At 66.0% G+C, this 20,939-nt stretch carries 13 protein-coding genes and 1 pseudogene; 7 read left to right on the top strand and 7 right to left on the bottom strand.

Features of this window, described 5'->3' with window-relative positions; genetic code table 11:
• The first annotated feature begins 52 nt into the window (after nt 1-52).
• From QAD21_RS04775 to QAD21_RS04745, 7 genes are all read left to right on the top strand, one after another.
• Nucleotides 53-1,522, top strand: coding sequence for an NAD-dependent succinate-semialdehyde dehydrogenase (locus QAD21_RS04775; RefSeq protein ID WP_280360580.1), 1,470 nt, complete (start codon nt 53-55; stop codon nt 1,520-1,522).
• A 275-nt stretch (nt 1,523-1,797) separates the two neighbouring features.
• On the top strand, nt 1,798-2,286 hold the full coding sequence (locus QAD21_RS04770; RefSeq protein WP_247452056.1) for a YdcF family protein: 489 nt from the start codon (nt 1,798-1,800) through the stop codon (nt 2,284-2,286).
• Between the two features lie 119 nt (nt 2,287-2,405).
• Complete coding sequence (locus tag QAD21_RS04765; RefSeq protein ID WP_280360579.1) at nt 2,406-3,707, top strand: plasmid pRiA4b ORF-3 family protein; 1,302 nt, start codon at nt 2,406-2,408, stop codon at nt 3,705-3,707.
• A gap of 227 nt (nt 3,708-3,934) precedes the next feature.
• Complete coding sequence (locus QAD21_RS04760; protein ID WP_280360578.1) at nt 3,935-4,129, top strand: hypothetical protein; 195 nt, start codon at nt 3,935-3,937, stop codon at nt 4,127-4,129.
• A gap of 6 nt (nt 4,130-4,135) precedes the next feature.
• On the top strand, nt 4,136-5,629 hold the full coding sequence (locus QAD21_RS04755) for a DUF222 domain-containing protein (RefSeq protein ID WP_348534515.1): 1,494 nt from the start codon (nt 4,136-4,138) through the stop codon (nt 5,627-5,629).
• A gap of 140 nt (nt 5,630-5,769) precedes the next feature.
• Nucleotides 5,770-6,720, top strand: coding sequence for a phospholipase D-like domain-containing protein (locus tag QAD21_RS04750; protein ID WP_280360577.1), 951 nt, complete (start codon nt 5,770-5,772; stop codon nt 6,718-6,720).
• Nucleotides 6,721-6,740: 20 nt separating this feature from the next.
• On the top strand, nt 6,741-7,835 hold the full coding sequence (locus QAD21_RS04745; RefSeq protein ID WP_280360576.1) for a hypothetical protein: 1,095 nt from the start codon (nt 6,741-6,743) through the stop codon (nt 7,833-7,835).
• Between the two features lie 4 nt (nt 7,836-7,839).
• Here QAD21_RS04745 and QAD21_RS04740 read toward each other — a convergent pair whose 3' ends face one another.
• From QAD21_RS04740 to pglZ, 7 genes and pseudogenes are all read right to left on the bottom strand, one after another.
• Nucleotides 7,840-11,082: a UvrD-helicase domain-containing protein gene (locus QAD21_RS04740; protein WP_280360575.1), complete on the bottom strand. Its 3,243-nt coding sequence runs from the start codon at nt 11,080-11,082 to the stop codon at nt 7,840-7,842.
• 1 nt (nt 11,083) lies between these two features.
• Nucleotides 11,084-13,894, bottom strand: coding sequence for a PD-(D/E)XK nuclease family protein (locus QAD21_RS04735; RefSeq protein WP_280360574.1), 2,811 nt, complete (start codon nt 13,892-13,894; stop codon nt 11,084-11,086).
• Between the two features lie 57 nt (nt 13,895-13,951).
• Nucleotides 13,952-14,455 carry a hypothetical protein gene (locus QAD21_RS04730; RefSeq protein ID WP_280360573.1) on the bottom strand — a complete coding sequence of 168 codons (504 nt, stop codon included), beginning with the start codon at nt 14,453-14,455 and terminating at the stop codon, nt 13,952-13,954.
• Entirely contained in the window at nt 14,455-16,278 is a 1,824-nt protein-coding gene (locus tag QAD21_RS04725; RefSeq protein WP_280361588.1) for a DUF2075 domain-containing protein, read from the bottom strand. Before QAD21_RS04725 ends, QAD21_RS04730 begins: the two co-directional genes overlap by 1 nt.
• A gap of 242 nt (nt 16,279-16,520) precedes the next feature.
• Nucleotides 16,521-18,630, bottom strand: a pseudogene (locus tag QAD21_RS04720) (DEAD/DEAH box helicase).
• The gene (gene brxD, locus QAD21_RS04715; protein WP_280360572.1) at nt 18,630-19,910 is read right to left on the bottom strand and encodes a BREX system ATP-binding protein BrxD; all 1,281 of its coding nucleotides are present in this window, start codon (nt 19,908-19,910) and stop codon (nt 18,630-18,632) included. The pseudogene QAD21_RS04720 and the gene brxD overlap by 1 nt, the downstream one beginning before the upstream one ends.
• The gene (gene pglZ / locus QAD21_RS04710) at nt 19,907-20,875 is read right to left on the bottom strand and encodes a BREX-2 system phosphatase PglZ (RefSeq protein ID WP_280361585.1); all 969 of its coding nucleotides are present in this window, start codon (nt 20,873-20,875) and stop codon (nt 19,907-19,909) included. Before pglZ ends, brxD begins: the two co-directional genes overlap by 4 nt.
• Nucleotides 20,876-20,939: the final 64 nt, after the last annotated feature.

The raw sequence follows: 20,939 nt of genomic DNA, 5'->3' as shown, positions 1-20,939 counted from the left end.
ATCGCCGCTCCGCGCGGAGTCCCGCAGCCGAGTCACGAGGATGTGAATGCGCATGAGCGACAAGGAGATTCTCGACCCGCAGGCCGTACTCGACGGTGTGCCGACCGGGCTCTGGATCGACGGCCGGTCCACACCCGCGGCCGACGGCGGGACCTTCGAGGTCTACGACGCCGCGACCGAGGAGTCGCTCGTCTCGGTCGCCGACGCGGGGGTCGCCGATGCCCGCCGCGCTCTCGATTCCGCCGTCGCCGCGTCCGCGGACTGGGCGGCCACCGCGCCACGCGAGCGTGGCGAGATACTCCGTCGGACCTTCCAGTTGCTGACCGACCGCGCCGACGACATCGCGATGCTGATGACGCTCGAACTCGGCCGCGCCCTCCCCGACAGCCGAGCCGAGACGACCTACGGACTCGAGTTCTTGCGGTGGTTCGCCGAGGAAGCCGTCCGGATCGGGGGCCGGTTCAGTCCGGCGCCGGCCGGCAACGGGCGCATCCTGGTGGCCCACCAACCCGTCGGGCCGTGTCTCGCCATCACCCCGTGGAACTTCCCGCTCGCGATGGGGACGCGCAAGATCGGACCCGCGCTCGCCGCGGGCAACGTGATGCTCGTGAAGCCGGCCCGCGAGACGCCGCTGACGATGCTGGCGCTCGCCGAGGCGTTCGCCGAGGCCGGCCTCCCGCCCGGTGTGCTGTCGGTGCTGCCCACCACGTCGAGCGGCGACGTGTCGTCGACGCTGATCACCGACGATCGCATCCGCAAGATCAGCTTCACCGGGTCGACGCCGGTGGGTCGCAGCTTGCTCGGCCAGGCCGCCGATCGCGTCCTGCGCACGTCGATGGAACTCGGCGGCAACGCCCCGTTCCTGGTCTTCGACGACGCCGACGTCGACGCCGCGGTCGAGGGCGCGTTCGCCGCCAAGATGCGCAACGGGGGCGAGGCCTGCACCGCCGCCAACCGTTTCCTGGTGCAGGCGGGCGTCGCCGAGGAATTCACCGAGAAACTCGTGGCGAAGATGTCGGAGGTCCGTATGGGGCCGGGTTACTCCGACGGGGTGAGTCTCGGGCCGCTTGTGAACGCGGATCAGCGGGACAAGGTCGCCGAGGCGGTCGAGCAGGCCGTGGCCGACGGTGCCCGTGTGCGACTGGGCGGCGAACGTCCGGAAGGTCGGGGTTTCTTCTATCCCGCAACGGTTCTCGACAACGTCGACCCGTACGCACCGGTGACACGTGAGGAGATCTTCGGGCCCGTCGCGGTGATCAGCACCTTCGACGACGAATCCGCGGGGATCGAGGCCGCGAATTCGACCGAATACGGCCTGGCGGCGTACTTCTACAGTCGCGACCTGGAGCGCTGCATGCGCGTCGCGAGCCGCCTGGACTCGGGCATGGTCGGGGTGAACCGCGGCGTGATCTCCGATGCAGCAGCACCATTCGGCGGCATCAAGCAGTCCGGCATCGGCCGCGAGGGCGGCAGCGAAGGAATCGACGAGTATCTCTCGGTGAAGTACATCGCGCTCACCTGACACCTTCTGATCCGGTGCGAGCTGCGTCCTCCCTCCGCTCCCTGAGGTGCGAGGAGCGCAAGCGACGAGCCACGAAGGGTCATGTTACGTATGTGACTAGTGATGCAGGTGTTATCAACCCGATACCTGTACGACCGTACTGATCCCTACACTCGGTCACCATGCGTCGTAGAACCCTCACGACCGCGGCAGCCGCGGCCGCAATCGCAACTGCCGCCTCGGTGGCGGTCGCCGTCGCACCCTCCGAACCGGTGGCGTAGGTCGAGAACGCCGCGATCAGTACCGATTTCGGCAGCGTCGACCTCGGTAGCTCCGAACTCGGGACCCCCAACAGCAACTTCCTCTGGCAGAGTCCGGGGACCCGGTACATCGTCGTACTCGGCGCCAAGTTCGGCGTTCTCGGGCAAACTCCGGATGTCCTCAAGCGTCGTCTCGACGTCGCGGCGAACCTCGGCAAGAAGCACCCGTTCAACCGCATGATCGTCTCCGGTGGCGACACCCACTGGCTGCCCGTCACCGAGGCCCAGTTCATGAACCTCGGACTGATCCGGCGCGGAATCCCGCCGTGGCAGATGGTGAACGAGGTCGCGTCGACCTCGACGGTGCAGAACGCCCAGAACACGGTGGCGATGCTGAAACGGATGGGCGGAACCGGCGCGCTCATCGTCACCAACGGCTTCCACATGGAACGCGCGATGAAGAACTTCCGCGACGCCGCCAAAGCCCAGAACGCCCGGCTGACGTTCCGGCCGGCGTACGCGTAAACACTTCCCCGCGGGGCGGCTCCCCTCCCGCCCGACTGTTTCCCTCCCGCTTGCCGGACCTGGTAAGCGGGAGGGAAACGGACACCGCGGGAAACGGGGCCTGGCCTACGCTGGGCAGCATGCACGATCCTGGCCACGAATCGTCCGATGCCGAGGGACTGCGTCGCCAGTTCGAGGCGATGCTTGCCGGCCTGCAACCGAACGAACTCCCCACGCTGTTGAACCAGCTCAGCGCTGCCGCCGCGGACAGGTTCGAGCGGCCACCGTCGATTCGTCAGCGCAAGGAACCGCTCGCCGAGACCGTGGTGTTCCGCATCCGCGTGGATCTCGACGACGCGCGACCCCCCATCTGGCGCCGCCTCGACGTCCGCTCGGATATCTCCCTGGAGGACCTGCACCGGATCATTCAAGCGGCGTTCGGGTGGCTGGACTACCACCTCTATCGATTTGCCCTGGGCGGCAGCCCATTCGACCGCAGGAGTGAACTGTTCCTGTGCCCGTTCGACGCTCGGGAAGGCGAGGAGGTGGGCACACCCGTCGCCGAGGTTCGCCTCGACGAGACGCTCCACGAACCAGGTGACGTCCTGCGCTACGTCTACGACTACGGCGACAGCTGGGAACTGACAGCCCAGGTCGAAAGCGTTCACGAGGCGTCGGAGGACACACCGTGGGCCCGGTGCGTCGACGGTCGGCGTGCTGCGCCTCCGGAGGATTGTGGCGGCATCACCGACGCGGAGTCACTCGCCGAGGTCGTCGACGACCCCGCGCATTTCGACATCGGCGAGGTGAACGCCGCACTCAGTGACCCCATCCTCTCGCTCGTCGATGCCGGAATCGATGCACGGCTCGGCGACCTGCTGTACCGGGTTCAACCTCTCGACGATTCCGGAGCCGTTACGGCGAGCGCAACGCGGTTGGCAGCCTCATCGACGATTGCGACGGGCGACCAGCTCGAAGCCGACCTGCTCCCCTACCTGTGGTTCCTGCGCCGCGCGCGCGATGAAGGCTTCACACTCACCTCCGCTGGCTACCTGAAACCAGCCGACGTGGTCGCGGCGTCGAAGGTGTTGCCGACGATGAAGTACTTCATCGGCGCCAAGAACCGAGAAGTCCAGAGCACACCGGTGCTGTACTTCCGTGAGTCCCTGCTTCGGATGGGGCTGTTACGCAAGCACAAAGGCCGCCTACTGCCGACCCGAGTCGGAACGAAACTCGCCGACGATCCGCAGGCACTGGCCGACCATCTCGCCGACCGGCTGCTGAACCAGAAGATGGATGGGTTCACCGAGGACGCGAGCCTGCTGATGCTCTTCTTCGCCGCCGCCTCCGAACCCGGCGACGAGATGCCCCTCGAGACGATCGGCGCGCTGCTCACCGCGTATCGCTGGCAGGGCACGGACGCGCCCGACTCCACGAAGTAACGACCTCTACGACCTCGACAACGGAATCCACGAGTTCCTCGAAGCCGTCTCGTCCCCGGAACGGGGACTCCGAGGGGTGACGCTGAGCCCGACGGCCATCGAGGTCGCGCGACGCGCAATCCACCATCGCTGACCCAGCGTCTACTACCGAAAGTAGTTCTCGTGCCTGATGATCCGCCGAAATCGTGCCGACAGGTTTTGTCAGACCCCTTTCGTATGGTGGTGTCATGGCATTCGAGTTCGGCACCATCGACCCCGGCGGGGATCTCCCCGACGAGGGTGTCGACGTGTTCGGATCACTCGCCGGCCTCTCGCCCGAAGCCCTGATCAGCACCGCCGTCTATTCGGCATCGATGAACGCCGCCAACACCTGCCGCACACTGATCACCGCCAGCCTGCTCCACGAACAAAGCGAAGAATAATACCTACTGCACCGCAGTGCGATTCACTCCGGCGAGGCAGGTTCCATCGACGAACTGCTCGAGAGGACAGCACAAGCAGTTACCGGTGCGGACCCGTATGAACAGTTCGGGCCCAATGGATTCGAACAAGCCACCGCCGAACTCGGCGCCGCCCTGAACCTCACCCCCGCCGAAGCCCGCGACCTCATCCGCACCGGCGACGCCATGCGGTACCGACTTCCGCTGACCGGCACCACCCTGGCCTGCGGACGAATCGACCGCGACCGATTCCTGATCGCACTCAAACGCACCGACTTCGTCGACAACGCCACCATGCCTACGGTGGACGCCGCGTTGGCCGAGGCAATCCTGGCGCGCGACCCCATGTCCACCACCCGGTTCACCGCACTGGTCGACCAGATCGTGCACAGGCATGCACCTGATGCAGTCAAGCGCCGCAACAACCAGGCCGAACGGGATCGCGGAATCAACATCCGGCCCGACCGACACCAACCCGGCCAGTCGCGCATCACCGGACACTTCCCCCACACCGACGCCGCCGCCCTCAACGCCCAACTGACCGCCATGGCCACCGGCGTGCACACCGGCGACCCGCGCACCATGCCCCAGCGCCGCGCCGACGCCCTCATCGCCCTCGCCCACGGCAGACAAACCCTGGACTGCCGGTGCGCCGACTGCACACCCCCACCAGCCGAGCAGAACCTCGACACCCCCGAACCCGCCCAAGCGGCAACACCCGACCCCGAGCTCACCCCCGTTGCTGTACCGGACGTGACCGACACCGCCGCAACCGAACCCGACGACAACGCGCCGGTCCCGGAGCCGACCGGCGACTGCACGTGCACCTGCACCAGTTGCCGCGCACCCCGACCGACCTACCACATCGTGGGCAACCTGACGACGCTGGTCGGGCTCGACAACGAACCCGGCTTGCTCGACGGCCACGGGCTGATCGACGCCCCCACCATGCGCCGACTCTTCGCCGACGCGGTTCACACCTTCATCACCACCGGGGTACGCACCGACCCGGCCGACGCCGACGCCCGGGCCGCGGCAGCCGCCCGCACCTACGTGCCGAGCAAGAAACTGCAGGCACTCGTCCGCGCCGGCGAATTGTGCTGTACCTTTCCCGGTTGCAACCAACCGGTGTGGACCGTCGACCTCGACCACACCCACCCGTTCGATCACACCAACCCCGACCACGGCGGGAAAACCAGCGAGCGCAACCTGAAACCGTTGTGCCGGTTCCACCACCGCATCAAAACCTTTGGCAGGTGGCGCGACTCCCAGGACGAGTACCTCGCCGTGTGGTTCGAAGCCCCCACCGGCCACACCTACCTGGGCAACCCGTACACCGGGCGAGACCTGTTCGCGTCGTTGAAGACCCAGCCACCCGATCATCCAGCGCGGCAACGACTCACCGACGAACGCGCCCACCGCACCGACACCCATCGTCGACAACAAGTCGAGTGGGACCGAAACAACCCGCCACCGTTCTGACACAGAACAAGTGCGCGGGCGGCTGAAGGCCGGCTTCGATATGCCGACGGGGGCGATTTCGCTGCGCGAATCGCCCCCGAGGTGTAGCGCTCTGCGAAACCCTGCACCCCCGACGTGCACCTTGTGGCACAGTCGGATGCGTGACGGTTCAGTTCCTTGGCGACAAGCCCTGGCCGAAGATCTCGACCACACTGCGCCGGCGTGGGCCACGCAGGGGCGCGGTTGCCTTCCTGGGCATCGATGGACCGCATCTCCTGAGACATTTGGCTGCCGGCGACAAGCTCGTCATCAATGCGAGCAGAGAGGCGGTCGCGTCCCACGCAACGTCTCCTGCAGCCATCCACACTCTGCAGTCGAGAGGGGTGGACGTCCGTTCTCTGGCTGAGCTGCATGCGAAGGTCTTCGTCACTGCGGAGTGGGCCATCGTAGGCTCTGCCAATGCTTCGGCGAACTCCCAACGATCGTCAGAGGCAATGATCCTGACAGATCAAAAGACCGTCGTCAGAGAAGCACGCACATTTGTCGAAGACACGCTGCGAGACGCGGACCCTATCAGCGCGGCACGCCTTGACGAGCTGCGGCGCGTGTGGGACGAAAACGCCCGGGCTGCAGTGCCCGGTGTGACGGGGACGTTTGCGGAAACCGCGCTTGTCAAGGGCATCCGACCTAACGGCATTCTAGTGCACACCGTCGACGACGATCTGACCGACGAAGAACGCCGAGAAATAGAGGAAAGCGTCGAACAGATCCCGAAGTTCCAGACTTGGGCGATGCAGCTACAGGATGACGATGCCGGATTCTCGATGAACACAGCGCTGTTCCTCTCTTCTTCCGGAGAGGTGTCGGCTCCGGTCGTCACCTATGCTGCGGCGGCCGGTCCGATTCCCCACCGGGACTCCGGTCGCTACCAGCTTGTTCGGGCGCAACGCGGATTGCGATCACGGACGACGACCACACTCCGACGAGCGTTGGGGACGCAGCGTCTTCGGGAGTTCGATTCGGCGGTAGACAATGAGGACGCCGACTCGATCAAGCTGTCGCGCGAACTCACTTCGGAATTGCTGGGTGCGTGGAAACTGAAGATCACGTGAACCAAGCGGGGGCACAGTAGATGCCAGACGACCCGGAGACCGGACGGCGCCGCATCCACCTCGTCGGCGTGGCGCCGTGGCGGCAGGCCGTCGATTTCTACTACAACCCCGACGACGATCTGGACCTCGACGATCTCGGGTTCACGTTTCCCGCGCGCTGGGCCGCGGGAGATCTATTTGTCATCGTGACGACGGACAGCCCGGCGCCGGCCGTCGTCGTGGTTGAGGAAACCCTCTGCGATTCCACGGGTCCGGACTCGTACGACCAGTATCTGGGACCGTTCGAACTCTCGCTGACTGCTGTCGAACGCCGGCTCGGCACTCCCCTACCGAGCGCCCCGGCCTCGCTCGACACGGCGACGGGCGAACGATTAATCGCGGCGATCTCGGCCGAGGAGAAGTCTCCGACGCCATGGCGTGAGTTGGACGAGCGGGGATGCGTTGCTCACGTCGAGCTTCTCGAACCGTACGCCACGTGTGCGTGCTGCGGGAGGTGGGCTGACGAGGCACCACTCCTCGAACATCACCTACTCGACGACATCCAGGAGTTGAGGTTCTTCGGCTCCAGCTCGATCGTCGTCTGCCTCATCTGCCACGACCAGCTCCACCGTCCGCTCGCACCGAGTTCCGACGACTTCATGTTCGGTTTCCGACCGTTGTGCCCACGCTGTTCGGCGATGCGCACCTACGAGGTGATCCGGGGATTCCCTGCGGGACCACCGGGACCGGGAACCCTCCTGGCCGGGTGCGATAGATCCGACCCGGTAACGTTCGAATATCGCTGCGGTGCATGCGAGTACGAGTGGACCGATGACGACGATGGTTACCAGCCGTTGCCTGCCGAATTCGACGACGATGTGGCGGTTCGGGCCCGCATCGCGCCGATCCCCGACGGGGTCTACCGACCGTACTCACGCACGGGCGAGCCCGGTCGGGTCGTCATCGGGCGGTATGCGCCGCGAGGGCCGGGACCCCACTCTGCAGCCTGGGGCGACGTGATCCACCACGAGCTCGTCGGGCAGGACGGGCGTATCTACCTGGTCGACCCGACGACGGTGAGGTCTGCGGAGCCCCATACGTGGGAGACCCGGCAGCCGTGGACTGACGAGATGTAGGGTCTTATCGTTCCGCCGCGCGCAGAGCACGCTCGACGACCACCGCATGCCCGGTCCGGCAGAACACCAGCTCCAGCCGAGAAACGTTCTCCCTAGTCGCATTTCGCAGCAGATCGGCGTAGATCGCGAGTTGCGCCCAGTACGCCTCAAGGGTTTCGGTGGACACTCCGACGTCGGTCTTGTAGTCGACGATGACCAACGAACCGTCGTCGTCGCGATACACAAGGTCCGCGATGCCCTCGACCACGGTGACACCGTCGGGTCCGGGACCCGCGAGTTGCATTTCCTTCCAGTGCTCGCGGACGGCAGCCCGCTGAACGGGTGCCGACTGCAACGCCGACCGAGCCAGCGCCACGAAATGATCCACGTCGACGACGCCGGCGAGTGCGGCCGCGCGCCGAGCGGTCTCGTCGACTCCGTCGTCGACAGCGGTACCCAGGGCGACCTGTTCGAGGAGCGCGTGCAGGGCGGTACCCAGCGTCGCGCCGCTGTCGGGGCTCGCGGTGCCGACCGGAATCTGTTCGGCTACCGGCGCTGTCAGCCGTCCGGAATCCCGGTACCCCTGCAGCACAACTGTTTCGGCGTCATCTATGCCGTGGACGATCCGCGTCGCCGAGTAGGAGACGCGGATCGTTGAGGCGGCCTCGATCGCGGCGGTCTCTGCCGACCAGTCGATCCAGGCCTGTCGTTCGTGCTGGGCGATGGCTTCGTCGTCGCGCCTGACCGGTTCGACGAGCTCCGGAACGTCGTTGGGCAGACCCTCCAGGGCGGGCGCGAGCGCGGCACCCCAGGATGCGTTCTTCCCGACGTATCCGGAGACCGCGAGGTGACTCTCGGCGCGCGTGCAGGCGACGTACAACAGGCGCTTCTTCTCCGCCTCGGCGTGCGCTTTCTCGGTCTTTGCTGCTGCCGCATAACCTTTCGAGGTCACGTTCTTCGACGCACATGCCTGCAGCTTCTCGTCCTCGTCCCACAGCAGCGGCTCGGGCTGCGTGCGGAATCCGCCGCTCATGCCGGCGACGACGACCATCGGGAACTGCAATCCCTTGGCGGCGTGGATGGTCATGATGCGCACGGCGTCGACGCCGATCTCGGGGAGTACGGTCTCGGCGACACGCGCGTTCTCGTCGGCCTGGGTGGCGGCCCAGTCGATGTAGTCGCGCAGCGACCCACGATCTTCGGCGTACCAGGCGCGGGCCTGGTCGATGACGAAGCGGAGCCGCCGCCAGACGTCGCGGTGACGGGGCGAGTCCATGGACACCTCGAACACCCGACGATCGATGGCCAGGCGGCTCAGCAGTGCGCCCGGGTTCAGGTCCCCCAGTTCCGAAGACAGAGCCTTCAGGTATGCACATGCGGCCGCCACCGGCGATCCGACCAGTTCCTCGGTGGGCGCATCGGCGTAGATGCTCCATCGGCCGTCGGCGGCCTTCCAGCGGAGCAGGTCGTCGTCGCCGCAGCCGAACAGCGGGGTACGCAGGGCGGCGACGAGGGCGGCCTCGTCGGCGGTGTTCGCAAGTGCGCGACAGGTGACGAGGAGGTCGTGCACCTCTTGCGTCGAGTACACCAGACTCGATGCCTCCGAACGGAACTCGATGCCCGCGGCGTCAAGGCTCTTCTCCAGGAACGGCAGTACCGCCCGCGACGGGATGAGGATGCAGATGTCCTTCCAGCGCAATGGGACATGCTGGTACGCATCGCCGTCGAATGTCTCCTTGCACCAGCCGTTCTCGACAGCGGTGGCGATGATCCTCGCGACGTTGCGCGACTCGCGTGCGCGGAGGGCTTCGGCGGGCGAAAGCGCGTCCTCGTCGTCGACGGGTTCCTCGGTGTCGGGGAAGACGAACGGCTTCGGCCCCCAGGAGAGGTCCCAGCGGGGTCGGCCCGGGGCCGGGTCGAGCGGCGTGTACTCGGGCTGCACGTGATGCTCGGCGACGATGAGCCGGCCGAAAACGGCGTTGACCCAGTCGAGGACGGGTCGCGTGGACCGGAAGTTGGTGGTCAGCTGTACGACGTCGGCCGGCGGAGTGCGATCCCGCGCGGACATGTATGCCGCGATGTCGGCGCGGCGGAAACGGTAGATGGATTGTTTCGGGTCGCCGACGGTGAAGAGCCGACCCGCTTCGTCTCGGCCGGCGACGATGCGTTGTGCCAGCGTGAGTTGCAGCGGATCGGTGTCCTGGAACTCGTCGAGGAGGACGCGCTGGTAGCGCTGATGGGCGGCCGCGGCGACCTCCGGCTTCCCGAGTACGTCGCGGGCCAGGACGAGCAGGTCGTGGAATTCGAGCTGTCCGCTGCGCTGCCGGTCGCGCGCCTCGTCGAGGACGATCTCCGACAGGTGGCGGACCACCACGCGCACCGCGCCGTCGACGTAGGTGCCGACCACGTCGGAGCAGATCTCCTCGCGCAGCGCCTTGGCGGCGGCTTTGATCTCTTTGCACTGCGCCACACCACCGCGCCACGCGGACCCCCGACCCACGTTGCCGAGCTTCGGGCACAGGTCCACCATCGGGACCCATCCGAAGGAATCACGCTCGGCGGCAACCAGGATCCGCCATTCGCGGAGTTCCTCGAGTTTGACCGCGAGTTTGTCCTCCGGATCGAGACAATCGTCGAGCTTGTCGATGATGGCGTCGGTCTCCCACAGGATGCGGTCGATGTCGGCGGGTGCGATGCCCTCTGGGTTGTCGTCGAGGGTGAGGCGATCCCAGTTGCGGTCCAGCGCGTCGGCGAGTGTGCGCATCTGGTCGAGCGATGCGCCGGCGGCCATCACGATGCCCATCGCGTCGACCAGCATGGGTGGGGCGTCGTCGGTGAACAGTCGGGTGCGCATGCGACGCCAGCGGCGTTCGAAGGACAGCTGGGAGCCCATGGCATCGACGACCGCGATACGTGGTGGCACACCGGCTTCGAGGGGATGCTCGCCGATAATGCGAGCCGCGAACGCGTGCAGCGTGCCGATGGCCGCGGTGTCGATCTGTTCGAGAGCGGCTCGCGCACGGTCGGTGTCGTGTGTGGCGAGCTCGACACGCACGCGTTCACGGAGTTCGGCCGCGGCTTTCTCGGTGAAGGTGATGGCGGCGACGGCGTCGAGTTCGATGCCGTCGTGCAACACGAGGTGACAGATGCGGCCGACCAGCGAATGGGTCTTGCCGCTGCCGGCGCCGGCTTCGACGAACAGGGTGGCGCCGGTATCGATGGTGATGCGATCGCGCGCGGCCTGGTCGGCGAGTTGTGCTGCGGTCATCTCAGCCTCCGTACTTCTGCACGTAGTCGGACAGTTCGTCGACGTGTTCCAGTGCGGCCCAGGCGCGTCGCAGCCCGGCACGTCCGAGGAGGTCGATGACCGGCAGGTCCCAGTGGGTGTCTTCGATCTTGGGCGGGAAGTAGCCGGCCCGGATCGACTTGTGCACGAGCGTCATGTCGTCGATGAGGGTGGCGACGACGTCGTCGGTGACGGGGTAGCCGACCGAGGCGAACTTGCCTTTGCTGGTGATGAACCAGTATCGGGCTTCAACGTCGGCGCCGAAGGTGCGGGCGAACAGGCCGTAAACCGGGAGCTGGAATTGCAGACCCGAGTTGGTGGGTGTGCTCTCGGCGAGGTCCTTGTACTTGTCGGCCTTGCCGGTCTTGTAGTCGGTGACGCGGATGCGTCCACCGTGGTGGCGATCGATGCGGTCGATCTGCCCGCGGAACCGAATCTTGTGCTCGCCCAGCGCCAGTGACACCTCGTGACTGCCGTGCGCGTCGAGACCGAAGTCCGCCTCCGCGTGCGTCGGCCGCCAACCGTCGGCGGCGTCGGCGTGGTCGTGGGTGAACCATTCGTCCAGGTCGCGCATGATGGTGCCGCGGTCCTTGGCCCACAACTGTTCGAGCCAGCCCGGACTGTTGGCCTGCGCCTCGTCGAGAACTTCTGCGGCAACAATCCGTAGGCGGGCGAGGTCGAGCTCTGCGCCGTCCATCGTCGCGCGGACGTACCGCTCGAGGATGGTGTGGATCAGAGTCCCTCGCGTCAATGCATCGATCTGGGCGATCTCATCGGGGTCGTCGAGGGCACGCAGCCGCAGGATGTGTTCGAGGAAATACTGGTAGGGGCTCTGCACCCACAGTTCGAGGCCGGTCGGCGACACCGGCTGATCGAAGGTGGTGATGAGTTCGCTGACCGACGACAGGTTGCCGTTGAACCGGGTGAAGCGGCCGTTGAGGCGGTCGCTGCGCATGTGCATGCCGCGGTTGATGATCGGATCGTCGAGCGCGCCGCGACGACTGTCGGCGGGGACGGCGGCGAGTTCTCGGAGACGCCATTCGGTGGCAGAGGCCGCGGAGGCCCCGATGCGCTCGTCGGCGCGCTGGGCGGCAACGTCGAAGGAGTCGACTGCGACGATCTGCGGCGAATTCTCCGTCGCGCGTTGCCAGTTGACAACGTCAACGTCGCGGCCGGCGAGGTCGGCCAGCGCCGGCAGCAGCCAGCGGGACGGCACCTTCTCGGCACCGCCGCGCAGGTTGCCGCGCGGGAACGTGACGACCCGTTCGGCGCGGCCGGCACTCACGGCACCGGCGAAGGCGAGGCGTTGGCGTTCCATGTGATCGCGGGCGGTGATGCCGATCAGTTCCGGCGGGAGAAGCGGGTCGTCGCGGCGGGGTGTGGGCACGATGCCTTCGGCGGCACCGATGACGACGCAGACGTCGAGGTGGCGGCCGACTCCCGATGCGATCGGCGCGACCGTGACGCCTGCACCCGACGTCCCGTGCCTGCCTCGGTGCGCGTTCAGCCGGATCGAGACCGCGTCGAGCACCCGAGCCGCGGTGGGCTGCGGTGCGATGCCGTCCATCAGAGCGATTCCCGCGCAGTCGGCACGGATCGTGGCGAGGTCGGCGGCCGCGGTCTCGCGTTTCGGCGTGCGAAAGTAGGTGTCGAGCAAAGTGTTCAGATGTTCGGCGACGGTGGCCCAGTCCGGCGCGTCGACGAGAGCGCGCAGGTCGGCCTGCAGCCGACGGACGTACGAGTGGGCGGCTACGGCCCTGGCGTGGTGCTTCTCGTGGGCACCGACGCGGGTGAGGCGCTCCCAGTCGGCGCCGCCGACGATGGGTTCGTCGCTGCGCGTGAGGCGTTCGAGTTGGGGCTGCGTGATCGGCGTGTCGTCGAGTTCGGGGCGTCGGAGTGCGCCTTCGGCGAGGAGGGTGAACAGTTCCCGTCGGGGCATGGCGTCGTGGTCGAGTGCCAGCAATCCGAGTAGTGCGCGACCTGTGGGACGGTCGACGAGGGTGTGGCATTCGGGTCCGGTGAACGCGATATGGCCGGCGGTGAGGTGCTCGTGGAGCAGCGGCAGGTAGGGCTCGTCGGTGCCGTAGAAGATGCCGATGCGGTGGCCGGGAACCCCGCTGGCGAGGTGTTTGCGGACCAGCCGGACGACAGCGCGGATCTCGTCGTCGGCGTCGGAGGTGTGGATGACCTGGGTGGGTGAGCCGTGGGTGTTCCCCTCGATGGTCTCGCCGCGGCGCTGGAGCTCACGGAGAAGGGCTTGCTCGGCGGGCGTGTGAGCGGCCGGGTGATAGACGATCACCGACCCGAGCTCGTCGAGTCGTTCGGCAGCGGCCGAATACGCCTCGTGCTGAAGGTAATACGAGCTGGTCAAACGCTCCGTGGTGACGCGATGAATACGCAGCAGGTCGGCGACGAGGGGCGTCGGCAACTGCACCGCCGGCTCGGCGATACCGGTGAGTTCCCAGGCTGCGCTCGCGAGCGCCTGCGACGTGATGGGCTCGTCGGCAACGTCGGCGAAGACGCCCGGCGCGTCGGCGAGAACCCGCTGGACCGCCGCCTCCAGGAGCGGATACGGCAACGGTTGGCGAGGCGCGAGCGCGGGGGCGGCGAGCTTGTCCACCACCTGCGCAAGCGTGAGGACGCTGGTGTTGGCCACCCCCTGCGTCCGCGCCAGGTGGTGCAGGACGTCCCGGCCGGAGCCGTGGCTCGGCACGATGACAGTGACCTGCGTCAGCGGTGAGCCGGACTTGGCGCGCGCGACGCCCTTATTCAGACTCTCGACATCGGCGGTCATAGGCCCGATGATGCCAATCATGTCTGACAAACTCGGCCGGTTCGTCAAGACGAGCGGTTAGGAGTGTCGTCTACCACGGTGTGCAATCAGGTCCACAAACTCGGACCACACACTATCGCCGATGATCGCAATTGACTCGGCCCCTGGAGACGCAGCCCGGCGAATCCCCTCTGAGATATCGCGCGGTAACACCTCGCCGTATGCAGTCGGAACTGCCCGCGCAGACGCCATGAGTTCGATGTCAAAGCGGAACGGATACTTCACAGCCGACTCAGCAACTTCGTCTGGCCAATAGGCACCCGACTCAAGCACCAGCGGGGATGTCACCTTGAATACATACACGTCGAGGAGAGCAGTCACCCATTCCTCCGGCTGGCAGCGGGGGCCTCGCTTGAGACCGGTGGCACATGCGCCGATCACCTGCCAGTCGAACCTCGAGTCCTTGTTCCAATCCACAGGCTGCCGCTTCAGGCCCCATCGTCCGTTCGCGATCCCGAACTGAAGATTTCGCTGCACGTCGCTGGACTTACCCGAGTATGTCGTCAGCACCGATGCCAGCATCAGTTCGCCTCGACCAGCGAACGGAGGAACTCCTGGGTCTCGGAATCCGTTGAGTACATCCGCATTCCACGCATCCCACGGGTCAGCAGGACCTTGTAGGTGTTGCGGATCGCACGATCAAAGGCGGTACGGTCGGCCTTCTTGACCTGCTTGTCGTGGCTGTATTCGGGTCGCGCAACCCAGTGGTCGGTACGCCACACCAAGTCGGGGCCGAAAATCACGGCACCATAGTCGTATTCGAATCCCTGTGCCGTGTACACGCACCCGATCTGTCCGAAGCCGGCCGGGTCGGTCGCCCAGAATTCGCGGCCGGGCGCCTCGCCGTGCTTGGTCGACTTCGGGTTGTTCCATGGACGCCGCCAGCCACCGATGCTGATGTCCTCGGCGAGGGGCTCCCCGTTTTCCGGAGTGCTCCAGCTCCAGCAGTATCCAGCGGCTATGCGTGCCGAGTAGCCGTCTTCGAGCATCCGTTGCAGGCGCGTCTCGATGATCGACGGACCATCGTCAACCGAAACCTCGAAAGCCCACGTGATGGGTCCGCCGGGTTTGAGTTCCAGGAGACGCTGTACCCAGTAGTCATAGGCCTGGCTTCCGCCGCAACGGAACTGGCCGTCGAGGGAGACGACCTTGAACGTGCAGCCCATCCGTTCGGCTGCTCGACGAATCTCCTCGACGCTTCCGCGCTCGGTCGGCTTGACGATCTGATCCTCGTCAAGCAGGAACACCGGGACACGAGCGGCATCGATGAGCTCCTCGACCTGAGGCCGGTCGGTGCGGTGAATGGCGCGGGTGAACCGGTTGGTCGAGGTCTCGCGGATGCGGTGAGCCTCATCGCAGATCAGGACGTCGAGGTCGTTGGGCTCAGAATTGATGAAGTTGTTGTAGTAGGTGAAGAGCTTCTGCACGCGCGGTGCTCGGGCGCCGGCCACTTTGCGGAGGGTTTTGGTGAACGCCGACGAGCCCGTCGCGTGTACGGCGCTCCTGCCCTGCCTGGCGAGTTCGCCGAGCAGACTGAGAGCGATGACCGACTTTCCCGAACCCGGTCCACCCACCACTGCGATGACCTGCTTGGTGTTCTGTCGGGCCGCTCTCTGGACAGCGCGCATCACGAGCGAGTAGGCGACCTTCTGCTCGTCGAGCAGCACGAACTGCTCACGGCGCTGGACCTCGTCGGCCGCGAGTGCCATGAGTTGCTTACTCGGTCGAACTGCCGACGACAGCAGCTGGTCGGCGGCGTCGGAGCCGGGTTTGTCGGCGATCCGGGACTTCAGGAAGTCGACGAGCTCGCCACGACGCTGCCCGGTGAACATTCGCCCCGTGTGGGATTCCGGGTATCCCCACAGCGTGCGGACCCCGTCGTCGCTGGCGTTGTGGAGATAGGCGACACCCGCGAGTTGATCAGAGCTGCCCGCCAGACTCGCGATGAAATCCGCGATATGGGAGCAGTACCGCCTGACCTGTTCAACCGGGTTGAGACGTTCACGGTCTCCGTCGTACAGAACGACGTCTTCGGTGCCGTCCAGCATCGTGGCGGAGGACCACTGCTTGAGTTCGACGACAACATCGGACGGCTCGCCCGTCTTCGGGTGCACACCGCAGACGACGACGTTGGCACGCTTACTGGTGAGGGGCAGCCGGTACTCCAGGAGCAGCTCGGCCTGCTCCAGGCCGGCGTCCTCCAGGTCGCCGACGAGAACCGCGACACTGCGTTCCCAAGACCTCACCTCCGCCTTGGAAGCGTGGTAGCCGTACTCGAAGAAGTGTTGCTCGACCAATGTGGGGATCAGGGTATTCGCGGTGATCTGGGCGCGCACGCCCGACACCGAGGCTCGAAACAGCGACAATGCGGCTCCAGGAAGACACGAAGGACTTCCCGCTCGGGTGGAGCCTTGTCATAGAGACGCGTCTGTCGGGCCGTAGCGGATTACGTGTGCAGTCTAGAGCCTGTGCCAGACACCGTCCGCCGCACGGCGAGTTCCTGCCGGTGAACCGCGTGGACTGCAGTAGGTCAGAAGGGGGACGGGACCACGCATCCGTTTGCAGGGCCACCATTCGCTCCTTCGTGTCAGCCCTGTGGACCGCTCGTCACGAATCTCTCGCCCGCAACGACTTCTGCGTTACTCGGATCGCCCAAGCGCTCACCCAAAGTTTGAGACGCCAGTCCCGCTGGAAGCGCCGCCGAAAACTTCAACCCGGCAAGCGCGTTCGGAGTCACATCTGGTTGCCGCCACTCGACCTCGGACAGTCCGCGGCGAAGATCGTCACGCGAGATCCCCGGCAATAGGCGCAACGACTTCTCATCGACACGCTGTCGTGGGTCGATCAGCCGCGGCAGCGAGGCCTGCAGAGTGCGGTTCGCGGCCGTTCCTGCCCATGTCCACCAACGGCCGCTTCCGTGGGTGGGTAGCACAGCCACGATCCGGTCTTCCATGACGACACCGTCGAAGCTCGCGCGTAAGTCTGCGAGCGCCGACTGTGCGCGGCGTGTGAGCGTCACTCCTTCAGGAGTGTCGCCGAGCAACACAGCACGCATCCCCCGGGCTATCTCGAACGAGACGGTGCCACCGAGCCCCGACCACTTGGCACGTCCGCCGGACTCGACCGGTTCGACGAAGCAGCGATGCCGTTGCCAGTCGACGTGAGTCACCGTCCAGGACCGTCCACCCAGCAGCAGCACACGCGGACCTTGCACTTCTTCGACGAGGAGATCCGTGCCGATGGTGCCGACCTCGTTGCGCCCGGCGAGGACGGTGAACTCGGGCGGAGCGCTGAATACCGCGGTGAGGTCGGAGAAGTAGCGGCGCCCGAAGCGTCGTTCGGCCTCCGGGCCGATGTGCAAGAAGTCCCCGTCACGCTCGAAGTACCCTTCGGCGGCGAGGAAGTTCATGATTTCGTCGGCGGATTCGTCGAAGACCGGCAGCGTGCCCCACCAGTCGAGCCATGACGAGCGGCCGATGCGGTGCTCTTGCAAGCACAGCGCCATCATCTGTTGCGCGGCGATGTGCCGGGGTGACGGTGGCGGAGTGATCGGTTCCACCCATCCGCTCGCCCAGCGGTGCAACATTCCGAGAGCGAGGAGTTGCTGTTCCGGGTCGATGCACAGGAACAGGCAGTTACGGACAGTCGCCGTTCGCCGCCCGGTGCGGCCGAGTCGCTGCAGGAACGACGCTACCGTGCGCGGGGACCCGATTTGGATCACGCGGTCCAAGTCGCCAACGTCGATGCCGAGCTCGAGCGTTGAGGTGGCGACGATGACGGTGTCGCGCGCATCGGCGAACGCCGCCTCGGACCGTCGGCGTTCGGCTGCAGACAGCGAGGAGTGGGACAGAAAGGTGTTTACACCCCGCTCTCGCAGGGCGGCACCGAGCTCCTCGGCACGTCTGCGTGAGTCGACGAACACAAGACGCTTCTCGCCCTGATGCAGCGACGCGATCACGGTGGCGGCGTTCTGCAGTGAACCCACGTGATCGACGGTGATCTCCGGTGCGGACCCCGTCATCTCGGCCGGCGGGGAAACCACGGTTTGCGGTCGGGTGGTGAACCCGCCTTGGAGCCAGCCGAGCAGCTCGTCTGGGTTGCCGACGGTCGCCGAAAGCCCGATCCGCTGCAACGGGCGGCCGGCGATCCGGGAGAGCCGCTCCAGAACAGCAAGCAAGTGCCATCCGCGGTCATCACCGGCGAAAGCGTGGACCTCGTCGACGACGACCGCGCGTAGCCCGTCGAACAGAACCCGCGGATCGACCTTGGTCGACACCAGCATGGCTTCGAGTGACTCGGGAGTGGTGAGCAAGATGTCGGGACGTTCTCGCAGAATTCGTTGTCGCGCTGCCTGTCCGACGTCGCCGTGCCAGAACGTCTGCGCTGCGTCCGATCCACTGGGCGTAAGTGTGTAGGCGGGGCTGAAGGTTGTTCAGCAAGGCGCGCAACGGGCACACGTAGAGCACCGAGACGCCCTGCCAACGACTTTCGGCCATCGCCGAGAGCAGCGGAAAAGCTGCCGCTTCGGTCTTGCCACCCGCGGTCGGCGCGAGCACCAAGGCGTCATCGCCCCCGAGGATCGGGCCGACGGCGGCGGCCTGGGTGGGCCGCAACCCGTTCCAGCGCAGAGTGTTTGCCAAGTGATACTGCACACCCGGGTGTAACCGGTCGAACGGGTCGAACGGGTCGGTGGTCATCAGGCGTCGAGGTCGATGTCGTCGGCCGAAAGCGCTTCGCGCTCTGCGGCTGACAGTTCGGCGTCGTTGATCGTGAAGTCGTAGTCGGTATACGGGTCGAAGTCAGGGTGAAGTTCGATGACGTCGAGCACGTCGACGAGTTTGCGCAGGAACAGCCGTGGTGCGATCCCGACTTTGCCTCCCAAGCCCCCGGCCACGGCTTCGGCGAATCGCCGCAGGAACTGGTCATCTGCAGTGTCGCGCACCCGATCGGCCGATTCGATTCCGCTGCAGAACAGTTCACGGACGCGCCCACCGAGTTCCACCAGGCGGTCGATGTCGAAGCCGGTCAGTCGCAACTGCGGCGCCCGCGGGTTGTCGAAGCGAGGATCGCGGGTGAAGTCGGTGTGCAGCCGGTCGGCGAGCGGCGGGAGCAGTTGGATTCCCTGCCGTCCTTCGAAGAATGCGGGTGTCCCAGTGATAAGTAGATACAGTCCGGGAAAGTGCCCGTCATGGACCTCGTCGACCAGCTGCCGCAGCGCATTCAGTGCCTTCGCCCGGGCGTCGGATCGAATGCGCTGCAATGTCTCGACCTCGTCGAGGACCAGCACAAGGCCCGCATTGCCCGCGTCGGAGAGCACCGCGAGCAGACCACGAAGAAAACCCAGAGCGAGATAGTGGTCGAGGTCGCCCTTAATTCCGGCGCGACGTTTGACTGCAGCTGCCACGTGGGGTTGTCCACCGAGCCAGGCGACGAGGCCGTCGGCGCCGTCGTTGTCGCCGTCGGCGATCATCCGACGGTAGGCACGGATGGCCATCGGGAAGACCGGGGCGCTGGTGGCGACCGCGGCCAAACGTCGTTCCAGCAGTTCGTCGATGCCGACGCCTTGGTTGGCGGCGTCGTCTTCGATGGTGTACAGCCAGGCGTCGAGGATGGGACGTAGTGCCGACGGCGGGATCGAGGCGGTCCGCAACGATTCGATGCTGCGCCGGTACACCGTTTCGAGTTTGTGTAGCGGCGTGTCGATTTCATTAATCTGCACCTCGGCCACCGCAAATCCATGTTTCATCGCACGGTCACCAAGCCATCGCGCAAAGAACGTCTTACCCGAGCCGTAGTCACCCCGGACTGCCTTGAACATGGCTCCGCCGGCCGCGACCACACCCAGCTCTGTCTCGATCTCGGCCTCGAACCGGCCGAGCCCCACGGCCAACTGGTCGAGGCCGTTTGACGGGACCGTCCCCCGCCTCAGCGCGTCGAGGATCTCGCGTCGCCGTCGCGGTGACACTCCCGCCGTCACGACCCGACCCCGAACTGTTCGCGCAGCAGATGCTCGTCGAGGCGCACCACCGGCCCGTCGAGCGCGAGGACTTCGTACCCTTCAACGTCGAGGACCCGTTTGATCTGCAGCAGAGCGCCGGTGACGCGGCTCTCTCCGATCCCGAGGATCCGGGCCGCCTGCCGCAGCGGGATCTCCCGGTTCGAGGTGGCCAGCAGTCCGTCGATGAGCGCACCTACCTGAGCGTCGGACACCACGATGCGTCCGGCCAGCTTCCACTGGGACGCGAACACTGCAGTCCCGAGAACCGTTTGAGCAAGCGATGTTTGAGGCGTCGTAACGACCGGCTCCTCGTTGTCGAACAGAGTCGGGGTCGATACCGTCGGGAGAGTCGGTGTCGTACGGGACTTCTCCGAGTCTCTCCTCACCGGTGTGTGCCACCAGGACGGTTCCACGGCCCCCATCGGATGGAAGGTGGCCGGTACATCGCCTGTGTAGAGTCCGATGACCGGGACCACGGCTTCGGCGGGTGTACCCCCACCGTGATAGCCGGCATTGACAGGTCCATAACGGATGGTCTCGTCGACGGCCAACACAACCGCGTGGTCGGCAGTAAGCACCCGCGGGCCGCGAACCAAGACCTCGCCGTCACTGATTGTGTCGAGCTGGCCGTGAGCACGTTGTCCGTAATGGTTGGCGCGCACCAGCTTCACCGAGTCGCGCCGTTCAATGATGTGCCCGTGGTCGGAGGTGATGATCACGGCACGCCCGGCACGTTGCGCGTCCCGGAGCAAGGCACGGAGGTGAGTGATGGTGCTCAGGGACCAATCGGTGCCGCCCGGGTCGGTGTGATGCAGTGTGTCGTCGACGTAGTTGAGGATCGCCGCGACAACCGGACGGCCAACTGGGTCGGCGATGGCGTCGGCCACTTCGCTGGCGAGATCCGCACCGGTAGGAACCGTGTCGAGGGCCTTCTTGTGAAAGATCGGGTCGGTTCGGCCCGGGCGGCCTGCAGCCCGGCCTCACGGATGGCGTCGAGGAAGCCCGACC

Origin of the sequence: Gordonia sp. SMJS1, from assembly GCF_029866425.1 — a bacterium.
Lineage (GTDB): Bacteria > Actinomycetota > Actinomycetes > Mycobacteriales > Mycobacteriaceae > Gordonia > Gordonia hongkongensis.
Note: the sequence above shows the minus strand (reverse complement) of the source record. Positions and strands in the feature narration are given on the sequence as shown.